Annotated in this window: 20 protein-coding genes; 6 read left to right on the forward strand and 14 right to left on the reverse strand. The window is 53.2% G+C overall.

What is annotated here, in order from left to right; all coding sequences use genetic code 11:
• Window positions 1-66: 66 nt before the first annotated feature.
• From AC6CHM_RS04090 to AC6CHM_RS04100, 3 genes are all read right to left on the reverse strand, one after another.
• Complete coding sequence (locus tag AC6CHM_RS04090) at window positions 67-2,586, reverse strand: SPOR domain-containing protein (protein WP_498172078.1); 2,520 nt, start codon at window positions 2,584-2,586, stop codon at window positions 67-69.
• A 100-nt stretch (window positions 2,587-2,686) separates the two neighbouring features.
• A complete protein-coding gene (gene argS / locus AC6CHM_RS04095) occupies window positions 2,687-4,444 on the reverse strand; it encodes an arginine--tRNA ligase (protein WP_115052917.1) in 1,758 nt (585 codons plus the stop codon).
• 64 nt (window positions 4,445-4,508) lie between these two features.
• Entirely contained in the window at window positions 4,509-5,717 is a 1,209-nt protein-coding gene (locus AC6CHM_RS04100; RefSeq protein ID WP_498172081.1) for a deoxyguanosinetriphosphate triphosphohydrolase, read from the reverse strand.
• Between the two features lie 189 nt (window positions 5,718-5,906).
• Between AC6CHM_RS04100 and erpA the strand changes: the two genes are divergently transcribed.
• Window positions 5,907-6,242, forward strand: coding sequence for an iron-sulfur cluster insertion protein ErpA (erpA, locus tag AC6CHM_RS04105; RefSeq protein WP_115052915.1), 336 nt, complete (start codon window positions 5,907-5,909; stop codon window positions 6,240-6,242).
• Window positions 6,243-6,305: 63 nt separating this feature from the next.
• Here the strand turns inward: erpA and AC6CHM_RS04110 are convergent, their stop codons facing one another.
• Window positions 6,306-7,796 carry a nucleobase:cation symporter-2 family protein gene (locus AC6CHM_RS04110; RefSeq protein ID WP_498172083.1) on the reverse strand — a complete coding sequence of 497 codons (1,491 nt, stop codon included), beginning with the start codon at window positions 7,794-7,796 and terminating at the stop codon, window positions 6,306-6,308.
• Window positions 7,797-7,914: 118 nt separating this feature from the next.
• On the opposite strand from AC6CHM_RS04110, the gene xth reads away from it, so the two are divergent.
• Window positions 7,915-8,694: an exodeoxyribonuclease III gene (xth, locus tag AC6CHM_RS04115; RefSeq protein WP_498172085.1), complete on the forward strand. Its 780-nt coding sequence runs from the start codon at window positions 7,915-7,917 to the stop codon at window positions 8,692-8,694.
• Between the two features lie 76 nt (window positions 8,695-8,770).
• Here the strand turns inward: xth and AC6CHM_RS04120 are convergent, their stop codons facing one another.
• Window positions 8,771-9,565, reverse strand: coding sequence for a tetratricopeptide repeat protein (locus tag AC6CHM_RS04120; RefSeq protein WP_115052913.1), 795 nt, complete (start codon window positions 9,563-9,565; stop codon window positions 8,771-8,773).
• Window positions 9,566-9,967: 402 nt separating this feature from the next.
• On the opposite strand from AC6CHM_RS04120, the gene AC6CHM_RS04125 reads away from it, so the two are divergent.
• Window positions 9,968-10,210 carry a hypothetical protein gene (locus tag AC6CHM_RS04125; RefSeq protein WP_336440007.1) on the forward strand — a complete coding sequence of 81 codons (243 nt, stop codon included), beginning with the start codon at window positions 9,968-9,970 and terminating at the stop codon, window positions 10,208-10,210.
• On the opposite strand, the gene AC6CHM_RS04130 is transcribed toward AC6CHM_RS04125, so the two are convergent.
• The 5 genes from AC6CHM_RS04130 to AC6CHM_RS04150 all read right to left on the reverse strand — a co-directional run bounded on the left by AC6CHM_RS04130 (window position 10,211) and on the right by AC6CHM_RS04150 (window position 18,011).
• Window positions 10,211-11,455 carry an OmpP1/FadL family transporter gene (locus AC6CHM_RS04130; protein WP_115052910.1) on the reverse strand — a complete coding sequence of 415 codons (1,245 nt, stop codon included), beginning with the start codon at window positions 11,453-11,455 and terminating at the stop codon, window positions 10,211-10,213.
• Between the two features lie 384 nt (window positions 11,456-11,839).
• Window positions 11,840-14,626, reverse strand: coding sequence for a valine--tRNA ligase (locus AC6CHM_RS04135; RefSeq protein WP_498172088.1), 2,787 nt, complete (start codon window positions 14,624-14,626; stop codon window positions 11,840-11,842).
• 142 nt (window positions 14,627-14,768) lie between these two features.
• The gene (locus tag AC6CHM_RS04140) at window positions 14,769-15,572 is read right to left on the reverse strand and encodes a PopZ family protein (RefSeq protein WP_498172090.1); all 804 of its coding nucleotides are present in this window, start codon (window positions 15,570-15,572) and stop codon (window positions 14,769-14,771) included.
• 197 nt (window positions 15,573-15,769) lie between these two features.
• Entirely contained in the window at window positions 15,770-17,197 is a 1,428-nt protein-coding gene (locus AC6CHM_RS04145; RefSeq protein ID WP_115052907.1) for a TolC family outer membrane protein, read from the reverse strand.
• A gap of 139 nt (window positions 17,198-17,336) precedes the next feature.
• On the reverse strand, window positions 17,337-18,011 hold the full coding sequence (locus AC6CHM_RS04150; RefSeq protein WP_115052906.1) for a protein-L-isoaspartate O-methyltransferase family protein: 675 nt from the start codon (window positions 18,009-18,011) through the stop codon (window positions 17,337-17,339).
• 431 nt (window positions 18,012-18,442) lie between these two features.
• Here AC6CHM_RS04150 and AC6CHM_RS04155 point away from each other — a divergent pair, with 431 nt between their 5' ends.
• The gene (locus tag AC6CHM_RS04155) at window positions 18,443-18,994 is read left to right on the forward strand and encodes a GGDEF domain-containing protein (RefSeq protein ID WP_307285463.1); all 552 of its coding nucleotides are present in this window, start codon (window positions 18,443-18,445) and stop codon (window positions 18,992-18,994) included.
• Here the strand turns inward: AC6CHM_RS04155 and AC6CHM_RS04160 are convergent.
• A complete protein-coding gene (locus tag AC6CHM_RS04160; protein ID WP_498172093.1) occupies window positions 18,991-19,770 on the reverse strand; it encodes an APH(3') family aminoglycoside O-phosphotransferase in 780 nt (259 codons plus the stop codon). The genes AC6CHM_RS04155 and AC6CHM_RS04160 overlap by 4 nt on opposite strands.
• 33 nt (window positions 19,771-19,803) lie before the next feature.
• Window positions 19,804-21,081, reverse strand: coding sequence for a hemolysin family protein (locus AC6CHM_RS04165; RefSeq protein ID WP_498172094.1), 1,278 nt, complete (start codon window positions 21,079-21,081; stop codon window positions 19,804-19,806).
• Between the two features lie 455 nt (window positions 21,082-21,536).
• Between AC6CHM_RS04165 and AC6CHM_RS04170 the strand changes: the two genes are divergently transcribed.
• On the forward strand, window positions 21,537-22,547 hold the full coding sequence (locus AC6CHM_RS04170) for a hypothetical protein (RefSeq protein WP_115052901.1): 1,011 nt from the start codon (window positions 21,537-21,539) through the stop codon (window positions 22,545-22,547).
• A 342-nt stretch (window positions 22,548-22,889) separates the two neighbouring features.
• Here AC6CHM_RS04170 and AC6CHM_RS04175 read toward each other — a convergent pair whose 3' ends face one another.
• Together AC6CHM_RS04175 and AC6CHM_RS04180 are read right to left on the reverse strand one after the other, a co-directional pair.
• A complete protein-coding gene (locus AC6CHM_RS04175) occupies window positions 22,890-23,288 on the reverse strand; it encodes a GlcG/HbpS family heme-binding protein (protein ID WP_307285472.1) in 399 nt (132 codons plus the stop codon).
• Complete coding sequence (locus tag AC6CHM_RS04180; protein ID WP_307285475.1) at window positions 23,281-24,057, reverse strand: SDR family oxidoreductase; 777 nt, start codon at window positions 24,055-24,057, stop codon at window positions 23,281-23,283. The genes AC6CHM_RS04175 and AC6CHM_RS04180 overlap by 8 nt, the downstream gene beginning before the upstream one ends.
• 66 nt (window positions 24,058-24,123) lie before the next feature.
• Here AC6CHM_RS04180 and AC6CHM_RS04185 point away from each other — a divergent pair, with 66 nt between their 5' ends.
• Complete coding sequence (locus AC6CHM_RS04185) at window positions 24,124-25,065, forward strand: LysR substrate-binding domain-containing protein (RefSeq protein WP_307285478.1); 942 nt, start codon at window positions 24,124-24,126, stop codon at window positions 25,063-25,065.
• The last annotated feature ends 240 nt before the right edge of the window (window positions 25,066-25,305 follow it).

Genomic DNA, 25,305 nt, shown 5'->3' on the forward strand with positions numbered 1-25,305 from the left:
TGCTTCAATGCACAAAAAGAAAAGGCGGCCACTGGCCGCCTTTTCTCTTATTTTTGTCTGTTCGGTCTATTGCGTCACAAAGCAGCTTCCGCCTGCGGATTTGTACTTGGAGCACAAATTCACCGCGTCGCTCTTCGAGCCGGCAGGGATACGTACACGATAGAATGTGCCCTTTCCTGCAATCTCGGCCTGCTTGATATCGACACCGCGTCCGCCAATAACGCCCGCATGTTTCTGCGACAGCGATGCATAGGTCTTCTGCGCACCCTCAACGCTTGGCTGCGAAGCAACCTGGATGAAATAGCTTCCAGCAGCAGGTGCAGCCGAAGCCACCTGTTGTGCAGGAGCATTTTTGGCTGGCACGCGATCAACAATATCGAGCGGCTGTTCCGCAGGACGCGATTCCACCACGGGAACGTTTTTCGGCGCAACCGAGGCGACTGTTTCCTGTGTGATCTTCTTCGTTTCTACCGGCTTGGCCGCAACTTGAGCTTTTGGAGCAGCGGGTGCCGCAGCGGCTGGCGCTTCTGGCGCAAGCGCTGGTTCCGGCTCAACCGGATCTCCTCCCGCAAGTGCAGCAACAGGATCATCCGCTGAGACAGGCCCCGTTGCTGTGTTGCCGGGACGTTCCACGGGAGCAGCGGCGGCACCAGTGCCTGCCGGCGGCGCGTCAGGAGTAATGGAGGCAACCATCGTTCCGTCCGGCTTGACGACCATTGTCTGAACCTTACGCGGTGCAAGTGCACCATTGCGTTCCGGAGCTGGCTCAGTTGCCGCCAGATCTTGATCGGCAGGGTCGATACGCGCGTCAACCTTGTCGGCGATTGGCACTTCATCGTCCTCATCGGCTGCAAGATCAACAGGATCCTGGCGCGTTGTTACCAATTGCTCCTGTTTGGGCGTTACCGGAGCAGCGGTTGCATCCTTATCGAAAACAGCCTTGTCCTGATTGGGAACGACAGCGCTCGCCGTTGCTTCTGGCTGAACCTTCATCGGCGCCTTATCGGCCATGATGACCACGGGTTCACCACCCGTCGAGCCAGTCCACTTATATGCGAGCGCACCCGCAACAGCGACCAGAACCACAGCAGCAGCCACACCCGGAACGAACAGAGGATTACGGCGTGGCCTGTTTTCGTTCTGCGCATAGGCTCCAGCTGCAATGTCGACATCATCCTGACGCGGATCATAACCGAAATTAGCATCGTCCTCAGGACCGTGCTGATAACGGGCCGAGGCAGCAGGAGCCTGCAATGCTGCTCCGGCTACGCCTGCCGCAGCGACACCGGCAGCCGCATAGCCAGCTTCATTGTAACGGCTTTGTTCGGCTTCATTGCCAAAGACATCGGCATAGATTTCAGCAAACTCGTCCTTTGCAGGTTCCGGCTGTGCCTGTTCCTTGGACGCTGCAGCAAAATCATTGTGCTGTGTGTCGGATTCGATCGAGCCGAATACTTCAGCAAACTCGCTCTCCAGCTCGTTGAGACCATTGTTCTGGGGAGCATCGTCTTCGTAGTTCACCATCGGAAGATCGAGTGACTCGGTGTAGTCAACCCGACTTTCGGTAACGGCGATAGTATCCACATCAGGTGCTTGAACCGGCTTGGCGGCGCGATCGAGTTCATCCGCATAATCGCTCAAGGCATGAACTTCTGGAACCTTAGGCACCCCGGCAATAGGAGCAGCAACTGGAACGGCGATCTGTTCCCGCACTGGCGCAAGCTCTTCCTCGGCATCCATCGGCACTTCAAAATCATCAAGCGCTGCCATCAGCTCCTGATCATTGAAAGCATCTTCGATTTCCGTGTCGGAATTTTCCTGCTCGGCATAGGAAACCTGCGGCTCATAAGAAGGCTCTGGTGCAGCATAAGCAACCGGCGCAGCAATCTCCTCCACAGGCGGCTCATACGCAGCAGCGGGCGATGCTGGTGCATAAGCGACCGGAGCAGGCGCTGGCGCTGCTTCTGGCTGCTGGTAGGCAGTTGCGCGGCTGATAATCGGCGCTGCTTCCGTGCGACCGGCTACATTGGAACGTGAACCGTATCCCCAGGATGCATTCGCAGACCTCTGCACAACTGGCCTTGCCGATCCGGCAAGCAGTGTTTCCAATTCATCTTCAAGGCTGATCGCCGGCGCGGCCGCAACTGGCGCAGCGGGAGCTTCAGCGCCTGTATTTGAAATTACACCCTCGCCTGCTTCATTGTCGGCATAAGCCGTCTCCGGCTCATAATCCGCATAGTCAGGCTCTTCGTAAGCGGCGACGGGTTGCGCAGGAATATCGTAAGGCTGCTCAGGCTGCATGGCCGAAAGCTCGCGCTCGATTGACTCCTGAAATTCGCTAGCGTCAGGCTCGTTATTCTGCTGATTGCGATCTGATTCAGCCGAAGCGGACTGTGAGGTGACTTCATCATCGAAGCCTCCCATCAGTTCGCGTTCAAGATCCAGAGCAAAATCATCATTGGACCCGGAAGGTGACTCATCCTGCTCCGGAGTTCCCATAATGCGGGATAGCTCCATCAGAGGATCATCAATACCGAATCGCGAATCATCCTGCCGGTTAGAACGCTGAAGATAGTTTTCCGCCATGGCGTTAATCCTGTACTCTCAACTGTGGGACGTCCGAAAACGTCACGCATTGGCCATACCAGCGCAATGTGGGCAAAAGTTGACAGGATTTCTACGCTTATTAGCGCATTTCAGTCGGAGCGTCCGCACCAATAATTGACAAACCGGACGCCAAAACCTTCGAAACAACCTGAACCAGCCCTAGCCTGGCTTGGGACAAGTTTGGATCGTTAACCTTAATAAAACGTAAGTCCGGATTTTCAGTGCCTTTATTCCACTGTCCATGCAGCGAACTTGCAAGGTCATAAAGGTAAAATGCGACCCGGTGTGGCTCCTGATGAAGCGCAGCTGTTTCGATCATGCGCGGATATTCGGCAAGCTTGCGGATAAGCGCGATTTCACTCTCGTCGGTCAGCAAATTGAAATGCTTCGCGCTCGCCGCCAGATCCACTTCGCCAATGCCAAGCTGCTCAATCGCCTGCCGGAACACCGAATGGCACCGTGCGGACGCATATTGAACGTAGAACACAGGATTATCTTTCGAATGCTCCGTTACTTTGGCAAAATCGAAATCAAGGGGTGCATCATTCTTCCGGTATAGCATCATGAACCGGACGGGATCGCGGCCAACTTCCTCAACCACATCCCGCAGGGTCACAAATTCGCCGGACCGCTTCGACATCCGCACCGGCTCGCCATTGCGGTAAAGCTTGACGAGCTGGCAAATCAGTACCGTCAGCTTTGCCGTGCCGCCCGAAACTGCGCGCGCCAGTGATTCCAGCCGCTTGACGTAGCCGCCATGGTCTGCACCAAGCACATAGATCATCTCATCGAAATGCCGGTCATACTTGTCTTTGAAATAGGCAACATCGGCGGCAAAATAAGTAAATTGCCCATCAGACTTCACCAAAGGCCGGTCTATATCGTCGCCAACATCGGTTGAGCGGAACAGGGTTTGTTCACGATCTTCCCAATCTTCCGGCACTTGGCCTTTGGGTGGAGGAAGCTTACCCTTGTAGACATGCCCCTTCAGCGTCAGATCATTGATGGCCGAGCGGATGAGCTTCGCATTATTGGCGTGCAGCGTCCGCTCGGAGAAAAAGATGTCGTGATGAACGTTGAGCGAAGCCAGATCGTCACGGATCATTGCCATCATTGCGTCGATAGTCCGGTCCTTGACGATCGCAAGGCTTTTTTCTTCCGGCATTTCGAGCAATTTCGTACCGTAATCGTCGGCCAGCGCCTTGCCGACAGGAACGAGATAGTCGCCCGGATATAAACCGGCAGGAATCTCACCGATCTGTTCTCCCAAAGCCTCGCGGTACCGGAGCATGACAGAATTTGCCAACACGTCGATCTGCGCGCCGGCATCGTTGATGTAATATTCCTTGCCAACTTCGTAACCGGCAAAAGATAGAAGATTGGCCAGCGCATCACCCACCACTGCGCCGCGGCAGTGCCCGACATGCATTGGACCTGTCGGATTGGCTGAAACATACTCGACATTGACCCTATGGCCATAGCCGAGCTTTGACCGGCCATAATCGAGTCCGGCATCCAGCATGGTGGAGAGTTGCTGTTGCCAGTAACTGTCTTTCAGCCTCAAATTGATAAAGCCCGGACCTGCAACATCGACTGAGCCGACATCAGGATCATTCTTGAGCGCGTCACCGATTTTAACGGCAAGTTCGCGTGGATTCTGACCGACGGCTTTCGACAACACCATCGCTGCATTGGTTGCAATATCGCCATGACTTGCATCGCGAGGTGGCTCGACGCCAACGCGCGACAGATCGACTGCTGCACCATCAGTTGTTTTCAAATCAAGTGCTTGCAGGGCGTTCTTAATCCGCGCATCGAAGTCCGCGAAGATGTTCATGACGTAATTCTCATTCGAGGTTTATAGAAAAGTCTGGGGCCTCATGGCCAAAGTTGAGCCTGCTCTAGGACAATTCGGGCGTATGGTCAAACAGCCTGCGATGCTCGCGCACAGCATAAGTGTCGGTCATACCACTCAGGAAATCGGCAACCAGGCGAGCGCGGGCGGGCATATCTGCCTGAACTTGCTCGTTCCTCCAGCCTTCCGGCATTGCTTGAGCGTCATTCATATAGGCTTCAAAAAGATCTCTCACAATCTTGTCAGCCGATTTGCGCACTCTTAGAACACTTTCGTGAAAATACAGATTGTCGTAGAGAAATGTCTTCAGTGCCTTCTCTTGCAATCTCATAGCCTCGGTGAAGGCGACAATGTTTTGCCCAGCATTGTGTATGTCTTCGATCTTTTGAGGTTGGATACGATCAAGATTGGCTTGTGACTGACTTATAACGTTCTCAACCATCAGGGTTATCTGGCGTCTGACAATCTCATGTGTCGTGCGAACTTCATCAAGTTTGGGATATTTTGTCCTTACAGCCCGCAAAATATCGCCGATTATTGCCACATCTTCCAGAGCGTCCAAGGATAGGAGGCCCGAACGAAGCCCATCGTCAATGTCGTGAGCATTATAAGCGATATCGTCTGCTATTGCGGCGCATTGCGCTTCAAGAGAGGCATGATGCCCAAGTTCCAGATTAAACTGGGCATTATACTCAAGGATCGCCGCCGGAACAGGATGGCCAATGCCTCGCCCTTGGGTATCCATTAGCGGGCCATTATGTTTGACAAGCCCCTCCAGCGTCTCCCAGGTCAGGTTCAGACCATCAAACTCGGCATATCGCCTTTCAAGACTGGTTACGATCCGCAGCGATTGCGCGTTATGGTCAAAGCCGCCAAAATCGCGCATCTTTTCATCCAACGCGTCTTCGCCGGTATGGCCAAAGGGCGTGTGACCAAAATCATGTACCAGGGCAATCGCTTCAGCCAAATCCTCATCAAGACGCATTGAGCGAGCCAGGGCTCGGGCAATCTGCGCCACCTCAATCGTGTGCGTGAGCCTCGTGCGGTAATGGTCGCCCTCATGGGCAATAAAAACCTGAGTTTTATGTTTCAGACGGCGAAACGCCGTCGAGTGAATAATCCTGTCGCGATCGCGCTGAAATACGGTGCGCGTTGGACTTTCGCTCTCAGCTACGAGCCGCCCACGGCTATGCTGTGGATCGCTGGCATAAGATGCCCGTTCCCTGTAACCAAAACCCACATCCTGCATCGACATTATTTCACTTCCCGCCTTCTTGTGCATGCTTCGGAACATGCGAGCACAGCAGTACCACCCATTAACACGCATGCCGTTGACTTCACCGTCGCCAATTCTTAGCTATGGTGTATAATGAATGGCAAGGCATGACATGATGATGTTCTGTCTTTGGAGCCGGGCGGATGTTTCCGCGAAGGAATGTGAAGAATGACCGAAGTTGTAAATGTTTCTGTCTCCGACGCTGCGGCCAAGCGCATCTCGGCAATTTTAAAATCCGACCCTGACAAAACCGCCCTGCGCATCTCTGTCGAAGGTGGCGGCTGCTCAGGCTTTTCCTATAAGTACGATCTGGTCGATGCACAGGATGCAGATGACATCGTAATCGAAAAATTGGGAGCAAAGGTTTTGATCGATTCGATTTCACTGCCCTATATTGGCGGGTCGGAGATTGATTTTGTCGATGACCTGATGGGCCAGTCTTTTCAAATCCGCAACCCGAATGCCACATCCTCATGCGGTTGCGGCACGAGTTTCTCTGTCTAGGCTGCTCGCCTCTTCTCAAGCTGTTTCAAAAGGCTGTCTCGCGACAGCCTTTTTTATTTCCCCTCAAGCTTCAGCGCCTTTTGCCGCCTCGCGCAAATCGTCGGCACTCCCCAAAGCCCCATTGAAATACCAATTCAGCAAAACTGACGAGACCGATGCCAGAAGAATGCCGGATTCGATCAAGGGATGAACGGCGTGCGGCATCCACATTTTGAAGTCGGGGGCCACCAGCGGGATCATTCCCAAAGCCAATGACACTGCCACAATGAAAAGGTTGTTGCGGCTTGATTGGAATTCCACCTTCGACAATATGCGTATGCCCGTCGCTGCCACCATGCCGAACATCACCAGCCCTGCCCCGCCAAGAACAAATTGCGGCAATGATTCAACAAGAGCGCCCATTTTGGGCATCAGCCCGAGTATGAGCAGTATCAGACCGGCCGCCACGCATACGAAGCGGCTTTTGACGCCGGTCACGCCTACGAGCCCGACATTTTGCGAGAAGCTCGTATAGGGAAACGTGTTAAAGATACCCCCAATGACTGTTCCCAGACCATCTGTGCGAAGTCCGGCTGATAGCATTGGCCGCGTTATTTTCTTTCCCGTCAGATCGCCAAGCGCCAGAAACATGCCCGTAGATTCGATCATCACGACGATCATGACAAGACTCATGGTGATGATCAGCACAGGATCGAAAATCGGCATGCCGAAATGAAACGGCGTGATGATTGCAAACCAGCCGGCGGAAGCAACTTTCTCGAAACCCATCATGCCCAGACTTGTTGCCACGAGCGCGCCAATGACGATACCGAGAAGCACGGCAATGTTTGAGATGAACCCCTTGCCGAAGCGCGCAATGAGCAGGATCGAGGCAAGCACAACAGCGGAGATCGCAATATTCGAAAGCGGCGCATAAGCAGGATTTTGCAGCGAAGGTGCAAGCGCCAGCTTTTGCGGCAATGCCGGTAAAGCAGAACCCGGCGCGGCGGCAAGCTCGGTAATCGTTTTAAGCCATGCCGCATGTTCGGGAGAAACAATTTTAGGAGCCGTGGGGCCAAAGGGATTACCGAAAACCCAATTGATACCGACCCGCATCAGCGAAACCCCGATGACCAGGATAATCGTGCCTGTCACCACCGGCGGAAAGAAACGCAGCAGACGGCTCATAAGCGGTGCCAGCAGCATTGCTACAAACCCTGCACCGATAATGGCGCCGAAAATCAGCCGCGCTCCGTCCGGCCCCGTATTGGCATTGGCCATGGCGACCATGGGACCTACGGCAGCGAATGTTACGCCCATCATCACCGGCAGCTTTATCCCAAACCACTGGGTTGCGCCAAGCGACTGGATGATCGTCACGATCCCGCAGACAAAGAGATCGGCGGAGATCAGAAAAGCAACGTCTGCAGGCGCTAACTGCAAGGCGCGGCCTACGATCAAAGGCACCGCAATCGCCCCCGCATACATGACGAGGACGTGCTGAATGCCCAAGGCTGCAAGACGGGGCACGGGCAAGCCCGCATCAACATCATGAATATGTGAAGGACTGCTCATAAATACCCCCAATGGCTTGACCGGTTGATGACCGGACGAGTATCGTTTTCCCCACTAATGAGAATGACCTATATTGGTCGTTGCGCAACCGAAAACTCAGCAAAGCCAAGTGTTTCCCATGAAAATTGTCACCTGGAACATCAACGGCGTCAAAGCCCGCATCGAGGTTCTCAAGGCTTGGTTGCGGGAGTCCGATCCGGATATTGTTTGTTTGCAGGAAATCAAATCTGTCGACGAGGGTTTTCCCCGCGAAGAAATTGAAGCGCTTGGCTACCATGTGGAGACGAATGGACAAAAGGGCTTCAATGGCGTCGCTATCTTGTCGAAAACCTCGCCCGAAGAAGTAACGCGAGGACTTCCCGGCGAAGACGAGGACGACCATGCGCGTTTTATCGAGGCGGTTTTCTCAACGGAAAAGGGCATGTTGCGCGTCGTCTCGCTCTATCTGCCCAATGGCAATCCGATCGATACGGAAAAATTCCCCTACAAGCTGCGCTGGATGGCCCGTTTGGAAAAATGGGCTGAGGAGCGTTTGAGCCTCGAAGAGCCGCTGATCCTGGCCGGCGATTATAATGTCATCGCTGAGCCTATCGATGCGCGCAATCCCGAATCCTGGGTAAATGATGCGCTGTTTCAACCTGAAACGCGACAGGCTTTCCGCCGTTTGGAAAATCTGGGTTTCACCGATGCGGTGCGCAGCGTGACCGATGCGGCTGGAACTTATACATTCTGGGATTATCAGGCGGGCGCCTGGCAAAAGAACAATGGCATTCGGATTGACCATCTCATGCTGTCACCGGAAGCGGCCAATCGTCTGGAATCTGCCAGCATAGAAAAACATGTCCGTGCCTGGGAAAAGCCTTCGGATCACGTCCCGGTCGCGATAATTATCGTCTAGAGCGGATTTTAACACTATGCGGATACGACGATGGGTTCAAGCCAAGTTCATCGAACTTGGTTTGCGCTGACAGCTATTAGAAATCGCCAGTCTTTACGATATCGCCAGCCAGAACCATGGCCGTGCGGCGATCCGCTTCATCCGCAATCGAAAATGCCTGTTCCTGAATATCACCGATCCAGATGCGATCCTTGCCGGTTGCGTGTTCAAGCGCTGCCGTCATCATTGCCAGCCCGCGAACGGTCTTGCCAGCCTGAAACAACAGATTGCCAAGCATCGCTTGAGCACCGGCATGGCCCTTTTGTGCTGAGAGCCGGAACCAGCGTGCTGCCTGATTGGGGCTTGCACTGCCACCCTCGCCGCGCATCAGCATTTTGCCGAGTTCGAACTGTGCGTCCGGATCGCCAAAATTCGACGCTGCCTGCAGATAAAGATCGCGGGCGGCACTTGGGTTGGAATTGATGGGTGAATTTGGGATGCCGCGTTTTACATATCCGGCAAGAGCTACAAGCGCATCTGCAACATAACTCTCATTCTCGGTGCCTTGATCAGCGCCTTCCTGGATGACTTGCTCAAACATCTTATAGGCTTCGTAATCGTCTTCTTTTACGCCGTCGCCTTCGGCATACATTCGTCCGAGTTTCCAGTTTGCGCCCTGATGGCCTTTTTCAGCGGCAAAACGCAAGGCTTTGACTGCCTCATCCTTGTGACCGTTTTTGTAGGCAGAAAAACCAAACTTGAAGAGAGCAAAAGGGCTGGAATCCTCGTTCATCTCATTCTTGGTATCAAAAGCCATGCAGGGCAGAGTCATAGCGCTCAGAAAAAGACCAATTCCCACAATGGGAGCGAGAAAACGATCAGCAATCAGCATGGCAGCTTAATTCCTTCGCTCGGGCTCGCCATTGTCGCAGCCGCTAGGCGCGCCGTAACGGCAGACCGGATTTCAACACCGCCAGTCAACACCCTTATGGCGGCTCGCAACGGAATTGTAGAATATTTCAGATCATTTGAGCCATGGTTGGGCAGATTTCCGGCAATAGTGCGGCTGCGCTTTGCAGAATTGTTCCAGTATTCAAGGTCTGGATTAATGGCCGATGATCGCAACTCTAAAATAGAATTGCGATATGCCACTGCGTGGTGGCTTTTCGAAGCTTCATGCGAAAGTAGTGTCGCGTCCATCATTACCCCAAAACGGTACGCCAGCAATATTGCCTGACGTTATACCTCTAAAAGGTTACCGCCTTATCGAGGTGCTCCGGGTTTGTGGCGCAAAATGGGCAAATTTGGCTGCCGAAAGCGCTGTGTGAATCATCCTGGCCACACTGTTGCCGAATCGTCACAAAAAGTGATGCCTAAACACAAACCGGCATGGATGCCGGACGCTGTCTGCCGCTACGGTTTCCCCCGGGCACAGGTGGCCATCGATCAAATGCAGGCATTGACCAAGGAAGCCACGGTACCAATAAAAAAGCCCGGCATCTTTGCCGGGCTCTTTCGCTATTTCGTTAAGCAGTGATCAGAACTTCAGCTTGCCTGAGATCGACAGCGCTGACACGAAGTCATCGCCGAAATCATACTTGGCATCATTGCCGCAGCCAGTGTTGACGGTGCACTTTGTCGGACCGTACGAACCGGAAGTGAGCATACCAACTGCACCGCCTACGCGCAGTTCAACATTCTTGTTAGGCGACCAGGAAACGCCGCTCGACAGCAACCATGTGTCTGTCTGAGTGGTCAAGCCTGTCGAAGTTCCACGGTCCCAGGAAACCTGAACCTGACCGCTCCATTGGTCGTTGAACTTGTGACCAACACCTGCAGCAACCGTCCAGCCATCCCGGAACATAAGATCGATCGATGTCGCCTTGGCAGGTGAGTTAGGTCCGCAGGAAACTGCACCCCTTGTGGATATTGGGCAGAATGACACGACTTCGAGAACGCTCCAGTCAACCCACTTAACCGAACCGAAAGCCAGCCAATCGGGCGCAATACCTGTTTGGATTTTGAATTCCAAAGATTGCGGCATGGTTGCCGTGCCGTAAACATCGGTCACACGGCCAAAGAGTGCCGGGGTGCCAGGAATTCCTGCTGGCAGATCAGTAAGATCGAGAGTGCCTTCAACGTCACCGAGATCAACTTCGGCATTGTAGATCAAGCTTGCGCGCAATGCGATTTCTGGAATTTCGTAAGCAGCACCGATACGCCAGCCTACACCATCACCTTCGAGTTCAAGCAGGCCGTTACCGTCAAAACCAAGCCGCCGGAACGCGGGTGTAACCATCCGCTCTTTGAAACCTTCGACCTTTTGGTAAGAAACACCACCGAGTGCGCGGAGGAAGCCTTTGCCAACATCGAACTTGTAAGAGCAAGTCAAACCATAATCATGGCTTTCGATCTTGGTTTCGATGTTCTGGTTGGAGCCCTTCCAATCGTCACCTGGGTTGGTATGAACTCCCCATGGCTGGCTATACTGAGCCAAGCAATCGAAATCCTCAGTGATGCCAACTTTAACGCCGACGCGAGGAATGGTGTAATTTTCGGTCTCGCTGACAGAAGATTTGCCACCTGCATTAAGACCCTGTGCATTCTTGATCTTGCGATCAGGCATGACATAGATCACGCCAGCTTCAGAGGCGAAACGATCTTCGCTGAACAGCAGATCGTAATTGTAGCCTCCGCGCTCAAGCCCCCCGGCTTGCGCAGCAGAGGCCACACCAGTCAACAATAGTGCCCCGCCCAACATTGTCGAAATAGCTTTAGACATTAATTCCTCCCCCGAAAGCTTTATAATGTGCCCCGAATGTCAGCCTAATTCGGGAAATATTACCAATACGTAATAGGTAACAAAGCAATCTTATTGAGTGCAATATCTTTGATTGCGCCCCGTTATGGGAGAAAAATGGGAGATTCTTCAAAAACTGACTTTTTTCGAAAATCAGTTCAAAATTATCGCGGGTTTCCCACTAGCCACAAAGCATTATGGGGAAAATAGCGGTTTTTTAGCCAAAAAACGTCATTGTTGCGCAAATGCAACGCACTTCAAAAATGACAAAATTGGGGCTTTTGATCGACGAAAATGGGGTGGCTCGCCGCATATTTCAAGGGACGAGCCACTCCAAATTTCATTATCGGCAATAAAACTCCGGAATCAGCTCGCCTCGCGAACGCGCCGTATCGCCACTTCGATTTTACCAGCGGCCTCCTGAAGCTCGGCCAGTCGTTCGCGTTCTGCCTGCACGATCTCCGGTTTGGCATTGGCAACGAATTTCTCATTGCCGAGCTTTTTACCGATCTTGTCGCTTTCATCGGCGATCTTACCGGCCTCCTTGGTCAGTCGCGCAATTTCAGCATTGACGTCAATAAGGCTGCCCAGTGGCAGGCAGGCTGTAGCTTCGCCGATGACAAATTGCGCCGAACCCTTAGGGGCCTCGCTTCCCAGCGTAATCGTGTCCACGCGCGCGCGCCACTTGATCGCAGCTTCGTGACGCTGCAAGCGCGCCTCGGTGGCTTCATTGGCACCGATGACGACGAGCGGAGCTACAGCGGAAGCAGGGACATTCATCTCGGCCCGAACGGAACGGATACCGGTTACCAGATCGATCAACCAATTGATCTCTGAGGCGGCATCGGTATCAACAAATGATGACACTGGCCATTCAGCATGGCACAGCAGGGTTTCACGCTTCGCGCCCTCGCCCGCCGTATGCGCCCAGAGCTCCTCCGTCATGAATGGCATGAACGGATGCAGAAGCTTGTAGATCTCATCAAGCACATAGGCTGCACAGGCTTGTGCTTCCGCCTTTGCCTCGGCATCGTCACCATTGAATACAGGCTTCAACAGCTCGATGTACCAGTCGCAGAACTGATTCCATACAAAACGATAGGCCGCGCTTGCAGCTTCATTGAAGCGATAAGTGGCGATACCGTCGGTGACATCGCGCACAGCATTGGTGAGCTCGGTCAGAATCCAGCGGTTAACCGTCAGCTTGGCATCGTCCGGCTTGAAAGACGGGTTGCGCGCAACACCATTCATTTCAGCAAAGCGCGTTGAGTTCCAAAGCTTGGTACCAAAATTGCGATATCCGGCAATACGGCTGGTATCCAGTTTCACGTCACGGCCCTGAGCGGCCATGATGGCAAGTGTAAACCGCAACGCATCAGCGCCGTATTCATCCATCAGTTCCAGCGGATCAATAACGTTGCCTTTGGACTTCGACATCTTCGCACCGTTCTTGTCGCGAACAAGCGCGTGCATATAGACGGTGTGAAACGGCTCCTTATCCATAAAGTGCAGGCCCATCATCATCATCCGAGCAACCCAGAAGAATATGATATCAAAGCCGCTCACCAGAACGCTGGTTGGATAATAGGTCGAAAGCTCTGGTGTCTTGTCGGGCCAGCCAAGCGTTGAAAACGGCCAGAGCGCCGAAGAGAACCATGTATCGAGCACATCTTCATCGCGCGTCAGGATTTCTCCGGGCTTCAGGTTCTCCAGAAGGTTCTGCACATGCGCCTTCATAGGTCCTTCATGGGCGAGATAATGCTGAACGGCTGCGCTGAGCGCTTCTTCTTCTGTGCGCTCGACGAAAACCTGACCATCCGGTCCATACCAGGCGGGAATTTGATGCCCCCACCACAATTGCCGTGAAATCGCCCAGGGCTGGATGTTTTCCATCCAGTCATAATAGGTTTTTTCCCAGTTTTTCGGCACAAAATTGGTCCGGCCCTCACGAACACTGGCAATGGCTGGCTTGGCGAGCTCGCCCGCATTCACATACCACTGATCTGTCAGATAAGGCTCAATCGGCACATCGCCGCGATCGCCATGGGGTACGGAATGGGTGTGGTCCTCGATCTTCTCAAGGTAACCGCCATCTTCCATCATAGCGACAATCAGCTTGCGTGCTGCAAAACGATCCTTCCCGTCCAGTGCGTGGATAAACTGATCCAGATGACTCGATTTCTCCAAACCCTCCAGGAAATCATTGTTTTCCTTGAGGAAAATCGAAGCATTCGTATTGAGAATATTGATCTGCCGGAGATCGTTGCGCTTGCCCACTTCAAAATCGTTGAAATCGTGCGCAGGCGTAATCTTCACAGCGCCGGATCCGGCTTCAGGATCAGCATAATCATCGGCAACGATAGGAATATGACGACCGATGAGCGGCAGAACAACATTATTGCCAATAAGCGCATGATAGCGGGCATCGTCAGGATTGACGGCAACGCCCGTATCGCCAAGCATTGTCTCTGGCCGGGTTGTTGCGACAACAATATATGTATGCGGATTTTCCGGGTCAAAGGCGACATTCTCCAGCGGATAGCGGAAATGCCACAAATGCCCCTTCATCTCGCGCGACTCGACCTCAATATCAGAAATCGCAGTCAGCAGCTTGGGGTCCCAATTGACCAGACGTTTGTCTTTGTAAATGAGCCCCTGCTTGTAAAGTGTAACGAAAACCTCAAGAACGGCCTTCGACAAGCCTTCATCCATGGTAAAGCGTTCGCGCGACCAATCGCAGGACGCACCCAGGCGTTTCAGCTGTCCGGCAATAATCCCGCCAGACTCCGCCTTCCACTCCCACACACGCTCGACAAACTTCTCACGGCCCATCTCACGGCGACCCGGCTGTTGACGCTCCATCAATTGCCGCTCGACAACCATTTGCGTTGCAATACCGGCATGATCCATGCCCGGCTGCCACAAGACATTCTTGCCACGCATCCGCTCAAAGCGGACCATAATGTCCTGAATGGTATTATTCAGCGCATGTCCCATATGCAGAGAGCCGGTCACATTTGGCGGCGGTATGACAATCGCAAAGGGATCTGCGCCCGGCTTGGAACCGGCACCGGCCTTAAAGGCACCCGCCTCTTCCCAGCGTTTTGCAATCTCTGGCTCTACGGCCGCGGCGTCATAAGTCTTCTCAAGCATAAAACTGTCCGTCATTTTGCGGAAAAAAGGATTGTTAGGGTGTAAACCCAATGGCGAGGCTCAAGTCAATGATATCGTACGCCTGAAACGAAAAGACCGCCATCTGGCGGCCCCTACAAGCTCGACGAGGTATTTCTGGGCTCTAACGCTTGCCGCCGCGCGCAACGCGTTCAATTTCTTCGCGAACAAGGCGCTCCACCAAGGTCGGTAAATTATTGTCCAGCCAATCCTGCAGCAAAGGCCGCATGATTTCCTGTGCGATTTCATCAAAGGAACGCCGCTGCTCGCTGCGAACGGCAAATGACAGATCCTCAAACGCAGCACTAACCTGGCGCTCAGTGCTCTCAGAAAGAATCGGCTCCAGCGCCTGCGCCAGATCAAGCGACACTTCTTCCTCCATATTCGTCTCGAATTCATCGATAGCTATAGGCATCGATGACTTTACTGCCGGACCAGATTCCGGGACGCTCGCTGGCTCAGCAAAGCGCATATTAGCGCCTGTATCGGGTTGCGAAGGTGCTGCCGGCTTTTCGGCAACCTGCTCCGCAACGAGCAATTCTTCCTCGGCAAGAATTTGTGGAGCTGGGGCAACAGCTTCGGCGGGCGATTCCGCCTCAGGCTTGTTCGTCTCATGCGGCTCTGATTCCACGTCGGGCAAACGAGGCGAAAACATCGCCTCAGGCATTTTCTGGACAGGCGGCGTAACAGCAATACCTTGCCGCGGAGTAAGTTCGGCCTCGTCGCTTTCCAGATTATCTTCGACCTGCAAATTGGAAGTAGTTTGAGCTGGCATATCGGAATTTACAGCCGCTGGCGGGACATCATCAGGCCGTGCCGTGTCGCTCTCTTCAATGATGCGGCGTATCGAGGCCAAAATCTCTTCCATGGAAGGTTCGCGCGTCGCGCTTGATAAGCCTGCGGATGCCCCGATTGGTGATTGTGCCATGATCAACTTGCCTACTACATCTTGTTTCGGTGCGGTGCAACGAATCTGCATGCAGTGTAGAGGCTGGTTGTCTATTTGAGAATCCCTCAGAGCAATGTTTCGGGCTAACCCACAGACTTTTGATTCGCCCCGCTGAAATGAATTGGCCGCCAGATTTATCCAGCGGCCAAATTTCTATTTTATCGTAGCAGGATCGATCAGCGGCTATCAGGCGTGCGAAGGCCGATCCACTTGTCCTTGACCGCTTCGTAATGCTCTTCCGGCCGGTGCTCAGCCACCTGCAATCCAAGTTGGGCTGCCGTCAAACGGCCAGTTCCCGACAGAGCAGCATAGCTGGTAACAACCGCATCGCGCTCAGCCTGCACAAGATTGATTTGCGCTGTCAGAACATTGGTCTGCTCGTTCAATACGTCGAGTGTCGTGCGCTGACCAACTTTACGTTCTTCAATAACGCCGTTCAATGCGAGCTGAGCAGCGGCGACAGCAGTCCTTTGAGCAACGATGGATGCCTTGGCGGCTTCCATTTCGGCAAAAGCGCTGGCGATAGCCTGACGAACATCGTCACGCGCTACGTCAACTTCGATCCGGCGCTGCGCCACGGTTTCCTTGCCCTGGCGAACACGAGCCGATGTGCGGCCACCGCTGTAAATCGGAACGGTAACCTGAATTCCAGCCGACGCGCTTGTCGAATTATTGCTGCTGGTAGAAAGATCGCTTGGCTCGCCCCATATTTCGTCGCGGCTGATCTCGCCTCTCAAATTCACCTGAGGAAGCAATTCGCCTTCTGTTGCCTTGACCGTATAGCCAGCGGCATCCACGGCATAGCGTGTCGACAGAATAGCAGGATGCGTATTCTCGGCTATGGCATAGGCTTCGTCCATATTGCGCGGCAATGACTTTTTGGCAGCTGGTGCGCGCTCAAGTCGTCCCGGTGCTTCGCCGACCACCTGAATATAGGTTGCCTCGGCGGTTTTTTCGTTTGATTTGGCAAGGTTCAGCTGCGCAATGGCCGTTGCTTTCTGGGCATCTGCCTGTGCAACGTCGGTACGCGTACCCTCACCCACGTCAAAACGAGCGCGCGCAGCACGAAGCTGTTCGTCAAGCGCTTCGATATTCCGCTGGCGAAGAACGACGATCTGACGGGTCAGATAGACATCCATATAGGCTTGCACCGCAGCGAAAAGCTGATTCTGCTCCGTGTTGCGCAGGTTTTCACGGGCGGCCAGAACCTGGGTTTTTGAGGCTGAGACTGTGTTCTTGGTGGTGAACCCGTCAAAGAGCATCTGATTGACAGTAACGCCGAACACGGCGGTATTTGAGGTGCCGTCATTCACAAACCCCGTGCCTGTCGATCGGCCCCGTCCATCCAGTCTGGTATAGGTCGATGTGAGGTTTGCGGAAGCAGAGATAGTCGGCCGGTAGCCCGACTTGGCAATCGCCACGCCTTCATCAGTAACGCGAACGCCTGCCCTTGTGGCGTTAAGAGTGGAGTTGTTGTTGTAGGCTTTGGCCATTGCGCCAAAGATCGTCTCAGCCATTGAAGGCGTAGAGGCTAGTACCGTGGCTGACATCAGCGCTGCGGTCAGTAATCGCTTACCCGCTATGAACACTATAAACCCCTTCATGTCTCAATATTCAGACCGAACCAATCGGTTCGACGTTGTAACTTCAATACAAGCCAATTTCCGAATTGACCACAGTTGCAAACCCCAATTCGCAAACAAAGTGGTCAACCGTTGCACTTATGTCTCACGTGCGACACGCTCAGAATTCGAATTCAGGAACTTTGCCGAAGCCTGGGAGAGGCTTTACCGCCGAATTGAAAGCGCGACGTCCTGATACGATTCCCTCGTTCTTCACGTAAATCATTGATTTTCCGGAGTTTCCGCTGCCTTCAACGGCAACGAGTCGCCCCCCATCCTTCAACTGATCGAATAATGTAACAGGAACGTGGTCAACGCTACCCTCAATTATGATTACATCAAAAGGTGCTTCAGACGCGTAGCCCTTTTCCAGCGGCCCGGTTAAGACCACGACATTATCATAGCCCAGGGACGACAGGATTGAAGTAGCCTGACCGGCGAGATTTGCATCAGCCTCCACGGCGATAACCGAGCTGGAGATTCGCGAGAGAATGGCTGCCGAATATCCTGTCGCGCAACCGATATCGAGAACAACATCTTCAGGCTGGATATTGGCAAGCTGAACGAGCTTGGCAAAAGGCGAAGCTTGCATGATGTAGCGCGCGCCTGCCTCGGCCGTCGGCGTTGAGACCATGACATCGTCATCAATATAAGCGAGCGGTGCACGAACACTTGGTACGAATTTCTCGCGCGGGACATCCAGAAACGCCTGCAACAGAGGCTTGTCCGTCACATCAGTTGTACGCAACTGGTTATCGACCATCTTGGTCCGCAGATCTTCGAAATTCAGCACCATATTATTCCAAGCTTTCCTAACAGCACGAGCAGTGCGATCGCGTTATGCATCCAACAAAGGCGCAATGCGCAAAAGCATTATGAGACTCCGTATAACCTTTTCCGGAAAGCGATTCCAGTATGAGGTTATGCAGAACACTTCGACCATGCAAAACATGTTTATGCCAGTTGGGCACGGATCCGGTGAACTCGAAAGCATATTGGAACCAGAACGCCAACCCACAAGGGGTGTGTCAAAAAATGAAGGGCACGTCAATTGAGCGCGGCGGTGCAAAATATTTCTACTGACTTTCCAGTACCGGTTACTTTCGGTTTGTGATAAAACCTTCTTAACCCTATGAATCTTCCTGTATTGTATCCAATGTCGGCACCTGTCATTCTACACACAGCAAAAATGGAGTCGTTCAAGTGAACGATGGGAACTTTAGGCGAATGATTGAAACCAAGGGATTTGGTGATTTTCCTGTCAGCCAGGACGAGCTCACGGGACTCGCCGACCGCGCTGCACTGGAAGAACATCTCGATAGTCTGTTCGGCTCCTACGCTGATAGCGACTTTGACGACCGGCTGCAATTTGCGATTCTCTGCATTGATCTGGACGGCTTCAAGCAATTCAACGAAAAATACGGGCGCGCCGAAGGTGATCTTGTCTTAAAGCTTGTCGCTGACCGCCTTCAAACATGCATGCGCAAGAATGATGTCGTCTACCGCATTGATGGTGACGAATTTGCCGTCGTGTTGCTTCAGGTCACTGCCAATGAAGTTGCAAGCGTGGCAGACCGTATCATCGGCAGCGTTTCTCAGCCCTATGATCTTGCCAATGCGGATTCGGCAGCTATCACGGTTACCATTGGAGCAGCTCTTGCGCCGCGTGACGGCGATACGCCGGAAAGCTTGCTTTGGTGCGGAGATGCGGCCCTTTATATTGCCAAGAAGGCAGGCAAAGGCATCTATCGTCGTTATTCCGAGCGTCGTTCCAGCTAAAAGAACTCATCAAGCAGCCGGTAATAGGTTACGCGGGTAGAATCCGCCTCAACACCATATAGCTTGAAAAATGGTTCGACCCATTCAGCGCCCAGATTATCCTCAATGCTCCTGCTGGCCAGAGCAAGATCCTGATACCGATCTGCGATCCCAAGGCGTGCGCAATCAACAAAACCGGTAAATTGCGAGCCGTCGCTCAATATATTCGGCAGGCACGCGTCGCCGTGCGTTACCACCAAATCCTCATTGCTTGGACGTGTTGCTACAAGTCTCTCGAAAAGTTCAGCAGCAGTGGGTCCAACCTCATCGAAATCAGTTTCATCCACCTGATTGCCAATCACTCGGGAAAGGGCAATTGGAATTCGATCTTCAAGACTATGGTTAAACGGACAGCCCGCTATATCAAGCTGGTGTAAAGCTTTAAGCGACCGGACAACAATTCTGATGACAGCTTCGGCGGGAATCTCCGGATTTGATGCAAGATCGCGCCCCGGCACCGCGCTCATCAGCAACCAGAGGCGATCGCCCTGTTCTGCCTGATCCAGAACGCGCGGTGCGGCAATAGCTTGCCCTGCCAACCATTGCAGCCGCTTTATCTCATCGAATAGTTCGGTGAACTCTCCAATCCGCTCGCTTTTTACGAATAAGGTCGGAAGCTCTGCCGCTTCGAGACGAAATACCAGCGCTCCGGATTCTCCGATGGTTTGCGTTATCCAATTGTATTTCGCTAGCCGCTCCTCCCATACGGATGGCATAGCGTAATCTTGATCAGTCATCTGGTGAGGCCTCGAATTGGGAGCAATTTCTGGCTAGGAGAGGCGCGACGCCAAAACCTTGTCGACGCGGCGATGATCAAGATCGACAACCTCGAAACGCCAATCATCAAACTCCATGGATTCGCCCGTCATTGGAATTCGCTGCAAACGGTCAATGACAAAACCGGCCACCGTTTCATATGGCCTTGTCGCGGGCAGGTCTATTCCCAAGAGATCCGCCATCTCATCAACCGGCATCCAGCCTGCAAGAAGCCAGGAACCATCCTCCCGTCTCACCGCTTCCGGCTCTGATTGATCTTCATCCGAGGCGAACGCGCCTGCGATGGCATCAAGAATATCGGCGGGCGTCAGCAGGCCTTCAAAATGGCCGTACTCATCATGGACGAGTGCCATGGGAACGTCAGAGTCACGCAAGACTTTGAGCGCAGCCAGCGCATCAAGCGTATCCGGAATGATGGGTGCGTGCCTGACATGCTCGCGGATCACGACCATTGACGAGGCAAGCATGGGTTCGATCATGTCCCTGAGCATGATGACGCCAATGACATTGTCGCGGTCGCCTTCAAAAGCTGGAAGACAGGAATGATTTGCGGATATCAATTTGCGCTTCAGCGCTATGGCATCTTCATCGATATCAACCATTTCAACTTCCGTGCGCGGGGTCATGACGGCCCGCACGCTTCGATCACCCAGCCGGATAACGCCGGAAATCATGGACCTCTCGGCCTCTTCGATCACGCCGGTATTTCCCGCCTCTGCTACAATTGTCAGTATCTCCTCATCGGTAATCGAGCTTTCCGATGCGGTGGAAATACCGAGCAGCCGGAACACACCCCTTGTCGATGCGTCCAGCGCCCAGACGGCAGGTGCCGCGACCCGTGACAGGATATTCATGGGCCGCGCGATGAAACAGGCGATGCGTTCAGGGTTTTTCAGCGCCAAATGTTTTGGCACAAGTTCCCCGATGATGACTGACAGATAGGTAATGATGCCAATAACCAACGTATAGCCGCCTATATCGGCAATATCCGGGCGAACGCCGATGCCAACCAGAAAACCGCTCATGCGCGCGCCTAGCGTGGCGCCCGAAAACGCACCAGCAACAATGCCAACAAGCGTAATGCCGATCTGCACGGTGGACAGGAACTTTCCGGGGTTTTCCGAAAGGGCAATCGCCGCACGGGCTCCGGCAATACCACGGTCTGCCAACATCTCAAGACGGGCCTTCCTGGCCGAAACGACCGCCAGTTCCGAAAGCGCAAATACGCCATTGAGGATAATAAGAAACCCGACGACAGCCAATTCAAACATGAAGCAAGAAAATCCCAAATAAACCAATCTCTTATAGATTGGCCATGAAGTGTTTTATGTGAAGAAATCAGCCGATTGGAAAGCTGTTTTCCAAATTGTACCAACGATATCATATTGCACCGGCATGCAACATGAATTCGTAATTTACCTGCAATATGCCGGCTACCAAGAGTATTATTTCACGATAGAACCCGGCATATTGATCCAAAGAGCCAAATTAACTCAATACTATAGCTTGGTTCCAGTATGGCCAAATCCGCTTACCGTCATCAATCACGGTCATCGGCACCCCTACGCCTTCATGCCTCACCGATTGGTCATTTCACTGATCCCGGGGGCTTTTGTCACCCCCCAGCCATATTTGCACCGGCAGATTTCAATTGACCCGGCATGATGAATGGAATGTACTCAAGGTTGTATGGTTGCAAATATTCAACCACTTGAGGGAGCGAAGCATGTCAATGATGCGAAATCTTTTATATGCGGGTGTACTGGCTTCGGCATCGTTTGCCGTTGCGCCTGCCTATGCCTTGACGGCGAAGGAATGCAGCGTGAAATATCAGGCTGCCAAAGACGCAGGAACGCTGGGCGGCCTGAAGTGGAACGACTTCCGCAAGGCGGAGTGCGCTTCGGACGATTCGCCTGCGGCTAGTACAAAGACAACAACCGCGAAAAAAGCAAAAACGACCGCTGCAGCCAGTAATGACGACGACAGCGGATTGACCATGAAGGAATGCAGCGCCAAGTACCAGGCAGCAAAGAGCGCGGGTACACTTGGCGATGTCAAATGGAACGATTTCCGCAAAACGCAATGCAGCGCGGACGCTGCTGCTGCGCCGGTTACTAAGACAAAGACAGCGAAGTCGCAAGCCAATGACGACGATGATTCCGGTGGCGGACTGACGATGAAAGAATGCAGCGCCAAGTATCAGGCGGCAAAGAGCGCCGGCACACTTGGCGATGTCAAATGGAATGATTTCCGCAAATCGCAATGTAGCGCAGGTGCTGCTGCAGCGCCGGTCACAAAAACCAAGACGGCAAAGTCACAAGCCAACGACAATGATGATTCAGGTAGCGGCCTGACGATGAAGGAATGCAGCGTGAAATATCAGGCTGCCAAAGACGCTGGAACGCTGGGCGGCCTGAAGTGGAACGACTTCCGCAAGGCACAATGCGCCGCCGGAGCAACCGCAGCCAATGATGATGACGATGATTCTGCGCCATCCGTGGACAATGCCACCTATACAGATGATCCGCCCGCCCCAACGACAAGGGCTCCGCGCGGCGTGGCTTTTCCGAGCGCCGTTTCCACGAAATATTCTACGGAAAGCCCAGGCAAGGCACGTATGCATACCTGTCTGGACCAATATTACGCCAACAAGCAGAGAAATTCTCTTGGCAGCCTGAAATGGATACAGAAAGGCGGAGGATATTACAGCCTCTGCAATTCACGGCTAAAAAGCTGATTTGCGTCAAGGAGAACAGGCCGCACACCGCGCCCTGTTCTCCGGCACATTTACGTCACACCGCAAATCATGGACTGCTGTAGATTCGGAGACGAATCTACAGGCCAATAAAAACAACTGGCGCGCTGCAACACCCTTGATGAAATTGCCCACACAAACTCAGCCGGTTAATCGCCGCTTGCGTATAGAATGGTGGGACCGGAGGGACACCGGAAAGCATTTCAGCTCAATAGGTTACAGCAGAGTGGGACAATTCCCTGCCCTTTGAAATCATTATAGAATTTGCATCGACTGTCCCACTTCACTCGCCATATTTAATTGGGCAAATGATTTACTGCTTGATCAACTTGCGGCCGCGCGTGCGAGAGCCGCATCCTGCTCTGGCGTCCCGCCAGAAACTCCGATAGCACCGATTAATACACCGTCGCCATTAAACAGCGGGAGGCCGCCGCCCATTAGCAGCAAGCCGCCCGCGTGGATGTGATCAAAATGCGGGACCGGCTCACCAACTTGTGGCGGAGCGTTCAGTGCCTCGCTTGGTGCCTGGAACATCACGGAGGCGCGAGCCTTGGCGATGGCCAACTCGTTTGAAGCCAGCCATGCACCATCCATCCGGGAGAAAGTGACAAGGTGTGCGCCAGTGTCAAGGATCGCGAAGACGGCATTAAGACCGGCTTCTTTTGCAGCGCCGTGGCCCTGAACTACAATTTGGTGCGCATGATCAAGTGTCAGATCAGGCATTTTGCGTCCACTCTGTTTCTTGCCACCCCTTCGCAGCTTCAATGGTCGCGTGCGGGCGCATGGTGCGATATAGGTGTTCCTCAGCAGGGATGATCTCAACCATGGCATCAATCATCTCCTTCGGGTCAGCTTGACCAACCAAGCTGTCACCAAAATCCGGCATCGGTACCACTGCGGAATCCGCATTGTACCATTGCACATAACTCTCAGCGCCGGTGTCATTGAAACCCGTGCCGAAGACACCAGGATTGACAGTGGCCACTTTGACGCCGTAAGGCGCAAGTTCCGCCTTCATCGAGCCAGCGATGGCCTCGATTGCATGTTTCGTAGCGCAGTAGACACCGAGGAATGGCACCACAAGAATACCGCCCATTGATGAGGTCCATACAATTTTTCCGGATTTTCGGGCTACCATCTTTGGGACGATGGCTTGGACTAATTGCAGATGTCCAAACACGTTGATGTCGAATGACTCTCGTACGCGTTGCATTGGAATATCGACTATAGAACCACCCTCCATGACACCGGCGTTGAGAACCAATACGTCAGGGTCGAACGAGCCCGCGTGGGCGATGTCGATTTCGTCGAGCAGGTTCAACTTGATTACATCAAGTTTGACGCCCGCCTCGGCAGCGTCGGCGCGCAGGCTGCGAACCTGCGGCCAAGTTTCGGCGGTAGCCACTACCGCGTGCCCGAGACGCGCAAGTTCTATCGCTGCGCCGCAGCCAAAACCAGAACTGGCGCCTGTAATCAGTATTTTTTTGAACATGTGTTTTCCTTGCGATTGTTATTCCGGGGAGTGTATGGAACATACTGAATCAAAACAATCTCATGAATGCTTGATGCTTATATGAAGAACTCTCATCAATTAAAGGGCGGCGATTTATTCGCCTATACCGTTTTCCTGGCAATTGCGACGCACCGCAGTTTTCGTGGAGCTGCAACTGAGCTCAATATTACCGCATCAGCAGTCAGTCATTCGCTCAAGACATTTGAGCAGCGCTTGGGTGTCCGTCTCTTCAATCGTACGACACGTAGCGTCTCTCTAACCGAGGCGGGAGAACGGCTCGCAGCCAAACTCCGTCCGGCAGTGTCTGCAATTGAAGAAGCTATACAAGAAGTGGACGATCTGCGCGAAACTCCAAGTGGGACGCTGAGAATCAATGCCAGCGAAGGTGCGATACGTTTGATCCTCCGACCGATCCTTGCACGGTTTCTGCGAACCTATCCCCAAATTCACCTCGATATCGTGAGTGATGGTCGGCTCAGCAATATTGTCGCGGACGGGTTCGATGCTGGCATCCGACTTGCCGAGGCCGTGCCGCAGGACATGATAGCCATCCCTTTGACTGGCAACATCCACTTTGCGGCAGTCGCGTCTCCTGAATACCTCACTGTTCGTGGTCGGCCGACAACACCTCAGGACCTCCATAACCATGACTGCATCCGTTTTCGCTTTGAAAGTGGCGCGATCTACAACTGGGAATTTGAACGGCACGGTAATATCGAAACGATAAATGTCACCGGGCCGTTAACCTTGTCTGACCAGCCATTGATGGTGGATGCGGCGATCGATGGAATTGGCATTGCCTTTGTCCCCGACCACCTTGCCACGGATGCCCTGCGCGATGGTCGCCTCGAGCGTGTCTTGGAAGATTGGTGTCCCCCATTTCCGGGGCTGTGTCTTTACTACCCTGGCCATCGCCACATACCCCTCGCTCTACGCTTATTAATCACTACGATCAAAGATAGACAATCTCTGGGGCGACGATCTTAGACAACACCGCGAGCTCGGGTACTGAAGGGTCGTTTGCTCCGCATCGTGCGCTGCGTCTTGTAAAACCTATAATGGGGCATTGTTTGAAAGAGCGCAGCATCATGCACGCCGATGGGCCTTCTATCTCGCCGTTGTGGATAAGTCACCAAAGCGCAACTGCGAGCATTGCAGTGCTGAATTCCAGTCACGAGATGCCCACGCGAAATATTGTTCGTTTCAATGCTTCCAGATTGTTCAAAA

Source organism: Phyllobacterium sp. GQ127 (assembly GCF_059758635.1).

Coding starts and splice junctions, on each gene's coding strand:
- AC6CHM_RS04090 (WP_498172078.1), bottom strand. CDS start 2,586: ATGGCGGAAAACTATCTTCAGCGTTCTAACCGGCAGGATGATTCGCGA.
- argS (WP_115052917.1), bottom strand. CDS start 4,444: ATGAACATCTTCGCGGACTTCGATGCGCGGATTAAGAACGCCCTGCAA.
- AC6CHM_RS04100 (WP_498172081.1), bottom strand. CDS start 5,717: ATGTCGATGCAGGATGTGGGTTTTGGTTACAGGGAACGGGCATCTTAT.
- erpA (WP_115052915.1), top strand. CDS start 5,907: ATGACCGAAGTTGTAAATGTTTCTGTCTCCGACGCTGCGGCCAAGCGC.
- AC6CHM_RS04110 (WP_498172083.1), bottom strand. CDS start 7,796: ATGAGCAGTCCTTCACATATTCATGATGTTGATGCGGGCTTGCCCGTG.
- xth (WP_498172085.1), top strand. CDS start 7,915: ATGAAAATTGTCACCTGGAACATCAACGGCGTCAAAGCCCGCATCGAG.
- AC6CHM_RS04120 (WP_115052913.1), bottom strand. CDS start 9,565: ATGCTGATTGCTGATCGTTTTCTCGCTCCCATTGTGGGAATTGGTCTT.
- AC6CHM_RS04125 (WP_336440007.1), top strand. CDS start 9,968: ATGGGCAAATTTGGCTGCCGAAAGCGCTGTGTGAATCATCCTGGCCAC.
- AC6CHM_RS04130 (WP_115052910.1), bottom strand. CDS start 11,455: ATGTCTAAAGCTATTTCGACAATGTTGGGCGGGGCACTATTGTTGACT.
- AC6CHM_RS04135 (WP_498172088.1), bottom strand. CDS start 14,626: ATGCTTGAGAAGACTTATGACGCCGCGGCCGTAGAGCCAGAGATTGCA.
- AC6CHM_RS04140 (WP_498172090.1), bottom strand. CDS start 15,572: ATGGCACAATCACCAATCGGGGCATCCGCAGGCTTATCAAGCGCGACG.
- AC6CHM_RS04145 (WP_115052907.1), bottom strand. CDS start 17,197: ATGAAGGGGTTTATAGTGTTCATAGCGGGTAAGCGATTACTGACCGCA.
- AC6CHM_RS04150 (WP_115052906.1), bottom strand. CDS start 18,011: ATGGTGCTGAATTTCGAAGATCTGCGGACCAAGATGGTCGATAACCAG.
- AC6CHM_RS04155 (WP_307285463.1), top strand. CDS start 18,443: ATGATTGAAACCAAGGGATTTGGTGATTTTCCTGTCAGCCAGGACGAG.
- AC6CHM_RS04160 (WP_498172093.1), bottom strand. CDS start 19,770: ATGACTGATCAAGATTACGCTATGCCATCCGTATGGGAGGAGCGGCTA.
- AC6CHM_RS04165 (WP_498172094.1), bottom strand. CDS start 21,081: ATGTTTGAATTGGCTGTCGTCGGGTTTCTTATTATCCTCAATGGCGTA.
- AC6CHM_RS04170 (WP_115052901.1), top strand. CDS start 21,537: ATGTCAATGATGCGAAATCTTTTATATGCGGGTGTACTGGCTTCGGCA.
- AC6CHM_RS04175 (WP_307285472.1), bottom strand. CDS start 23,288: ATGCCTGATCTGACACTTGATCATGCGCACCAAATTGTAGTTCAGGGC.
- AC6CHM_RS04180 (WP_307285475.1), bottom strand. CDS start 24,057: ATGTTCAAAAAAATACTGATTACAGGCGCCAGTTCTGGTTTTGGCTGC.
- AC6CHM_RS04185 (WP_307285478.1), top strand. CDS start 24,124: ATGCTTGATGCTTATATGAAGAACTCTCATCAATTAAAGGGCGGCGAT.